Origin of the sequence: Salipiger sp. HF18 (assembly GCF_011806505.1) — a bacterium.
In the GTDB taxonomy this organism is placed as follows: Bacteria; Pseudomonadota; Alphaproteobacteria; order Rhodobacterales; family Rhodobacteraceae; genus Salipiger; species Salipiger thiooxidans.
Genome location: NZ_JAATOS010000498.1, coordinates 1 through 2,878, shown reverse-complemented (window position 1 = coordinate 2,878; position 2,878 = coordinate 1). Strand labels below are relative to the sequence as shown.

The following is a 2,878-nucleotide window of genomic DNA, read 5'->3' as shown; positions in this document are numbered from 1 at the left end:
TCTTGTGGCTCGGGGGGGGAGGTCTGCTCATGCAGCCCAGCTACCATGCTGGATTCACGAGATGAATCCCTCGGAGGATTTGTGCAAGACAGCCGGCATGATTGTCCATGACAATCCAGAGGCTTCCGGCGATGCCTTCGCAATCTCCCTGAGCTTGGCTGTCGACGTGGCGCCATATCCGGGCGCGGCTCCTCTCCCGCCGGCACCGCGGACAAAATCCCGTCACCCCGCCCGCCAGGCGCGGATGGTGTCGAAGATCTCGCCCTTGATCAGCAACCCGCGATTCACGAAGTCGCCGGTGGTGTGAATCGCGATGACGAAGCGTTGCGCGCGGCGCTTGTCGTAGAACCAGACCGGGCTGCCACTCTGGCCGCCCTCGGTGTCCACCATATAGTCGATGAAGGCGTCGTCGTGGTGCTGCTCGGCGGTGCGGCCGGCGTTGTACCAGAGCGTCCCGTAGGGTTTGTTCGGGCTGTGAGGGTAGCCGGCGGTGTTCACGAAGAGGAACTCGCGGTCCTTCTCGTCGATGCTGTCGAACTCCTTGAAGCCGAAGTGCCCGAGGCGCTTGCCGATGCATTCGCCGCGGACCTCGCGGTCGAGCCGGATGCCGGCGTAGTCCTGCGACAGCGCCGCCTGTTCGACCTCCATCGCCTCTTCCTTGCCGAGCCCGTCGCGGTGCCAGATCTCGGGGATGAGCTGCTCGGCCGGGTCCTCGGGGATGTCGACGACAAAGGCCCCGTAAGGCGCCAGCGTGGCGTCGCGCCCCGGCGCGATGCGCACCCGGCGGGCGATGCGGGGCTTTTCCTGCCAGCCGTAGGCGCCGCGGTCCACCAGCACATGCGCGGCGGTCAGCAGCAGGTTCTCGCCCGCGATGAAGCCGGTCCCGAAGCCCACCGGGCCGCGGTCATACTGCACCTCGAGATGGCAGATGCAGCGCCAGGGGAGCATCGCGGTCTCGCCGATGCGCGCGCGGTTGTCGTAGCCGATGACCTTCTCGGACATCGGCCCCGGCACCCGGCCGTCATCGGCCGACGGCCCGGCATCGGAGAAGAAACCTCCGTCCGGCCGGTCGCGCAGCACCGTGGGCCCGAAAAGCGTCTCCTGCCGGAAGCCCGCGGTGGCGGCGCGGAAGAAGTTGAAGCCCTCGACGTTCTCGGGCGAGCCCCCGCCGTTGGTCTGCTCCATGAAACTGTCGAGCTCGGTGACCCGCTTCTTCGTGCTGCGCTTTGCGACCATCAACCCTCTCCCAGAAACGCGCCGAGCGACAGCGCCACGTAGCCTTGCGGTGCCTCGGTCCGCACCCCGTCCGCGACCCGCATCACCGGCCGCAGGCGACGGCTCTCGGGTTGCGGGGCATTCTCGCCGTATTGCGTCCAGTCATGCTCGAAGAGCTCGGCGAAATAGGCGTTGGCGGCGGGGTGGCGGATCACGAGGCTGGCGTCGCGGTTCGGCCCCGTGCCCGCGGCGGTGAGGTTCTGCGAGCCCAGCATCACCGTATGGCCGTCGATCACCATGCCCTTGGTGTGGTTGGTCGGGAAGTAGCGCAGGTGATCGGGGCCGGTGTTCATGCCGAACGCCTTGAGCCGCCGGATCACGCTGCGCTCGCTGCCGAAGAGGTTGCGGAACAGGATCCGCACGTCGACGCCCGCGCGTTGCCTGTCGCGGATGGCCTCGGCGAGGGCGAGGAAATGCGCGGGCGTGTCCTCGGGCGTCTTCCATAGGTTGAAGGACTGGTTCTGGATCCAGAGCCTCTCCTGCGCCTCGCCGACCAGCGACAGCACCACCTCGGGGTAGTTGTCGGGGGTGAGCAGCGGCTGCACCGTCATCTCCTCGTCGAGATCGAGCGGCGCGAAGGCACGGAAGCTGCCGGGGGTCCTTGGCCGCTCCAGCGCCTCGGCGGGCACGAGGATGCTGTCCCCGCGGGCGGTGAGCCGGGATTCCGCGGCGCTCGCCAGGGCGTTGTCGAGCTGGTCCTGCTCGAGATGGGCGCGGAAGGTGGCGGCCAGCCCGGGGTGTTCTATGACCGCGTGCCATTCGCGGTTGTAGTCGGCCACATCCTCGAAGCGCAGGCCGGAGGCCTCGGCGGGGGGGATCTCGAGCGGCTGCTGGTTCGACGACTGCCAGTTGCCGCTGGAGAGCCACAGCAGCTTGTCCTCGCGCCGGTTGCCGGGCAGGCGGTCGGTCCAGACCGCGACCTTGATGTGGTAAGCGGTGGGGAACAGCCCGCCGCTGCCGAGCGAGGCCTTGGCAAAGGAGAAGCGGTCGCCGAGCGCCGCGCTCAGCCGGGCCAGCGTCTCGCGCTCGGGGATGTCGTCGGCCTTGGTGCCGCCGGAGGTGTCGTCGGGGTTCACCGCCAGATCGCCGCGCTGGCGGTCGAGCGTCAGCGTCAGGCGCGAGGTCGGCCGGCTGCGTCCGGCAAAATCCAGAAGCGCGGCGATCACGTGCGGGGCGGTCACGTGGTACATGCCGATGGTGAGCTGCTCGTAGTCGCGGATCGACAGGAACTCGCGCAGCACTGGCCACCCGGCCTCGGGGCTGACGCAGAGCCGCAGGCGGATGCGGTCGGTCACCGGCGCGAGGCTGAAGCGCGCCTCGCCGAGGTCGCGCTCATAGGCGGCGCGGCGGCCGCGGAAGGCCTCGCGCTCGACGCCAAAGCCGAACATTTCCTCGGCGATGGTGGCGGGGTCGGCGGTCTCGATCACCACCCTGACGCCGGCGTGGCGCTCGGCAAGCCCGTAGGCCGCGGGCTTCAGCGGTGCGCCGGGGGCGACGGCCACCACGACGCCCAGATCGTCGGTGATGCCGTGCGCGTCGAAGAGATACTCCGCCCGCACCGCGAGCACCTTGTCGGCCTCGGCCGAGCCCCGCGCCAGGGCGG

The 2,878-nt window shown here is 69.2% G+C and carries 2 protein-coding genes; both read right to left on the bottom strand.

Annotation, left to right across the window (positions count from 1 at the left end; all coding sequences use genetic code 11):
• Window positions 1-222: 222 nt before the first annotated feature.
• Window positions 223-1,236 carry a serine protease gene (locus HC022_RS23095; protein WP_167453962.1) on the bottom strand — a complete coding sequence of 338 codons (1,014 nt, stop codon included), beginning with the start codon at window positions 1,234-1,236 and terminating at the stop codon, window positions 223-225.
• Window positions 1,236-2,878, bottom strand: a 1,643-nt coding sequence (locus HC022_RS23090) for a phospholipase D-like domain-containing protein (protein WP_217704092.1), incomplete at its 5' end; no start/stop codon positions are given. The genes HC022_RS23095 and HC022_RS23090, both read right to left, overlap by 1 nt.

Bases quoted from the DNA above. Each gene is read 5' to 3' on its own strand.
- HC022_RS23095 (WP_167453962.1), bottom strand. From the start codon at position 1,236: ATGGTCGCAAAGCGCAGCACGAAGAAGCGGGTCACCGAGCTCGACAGT.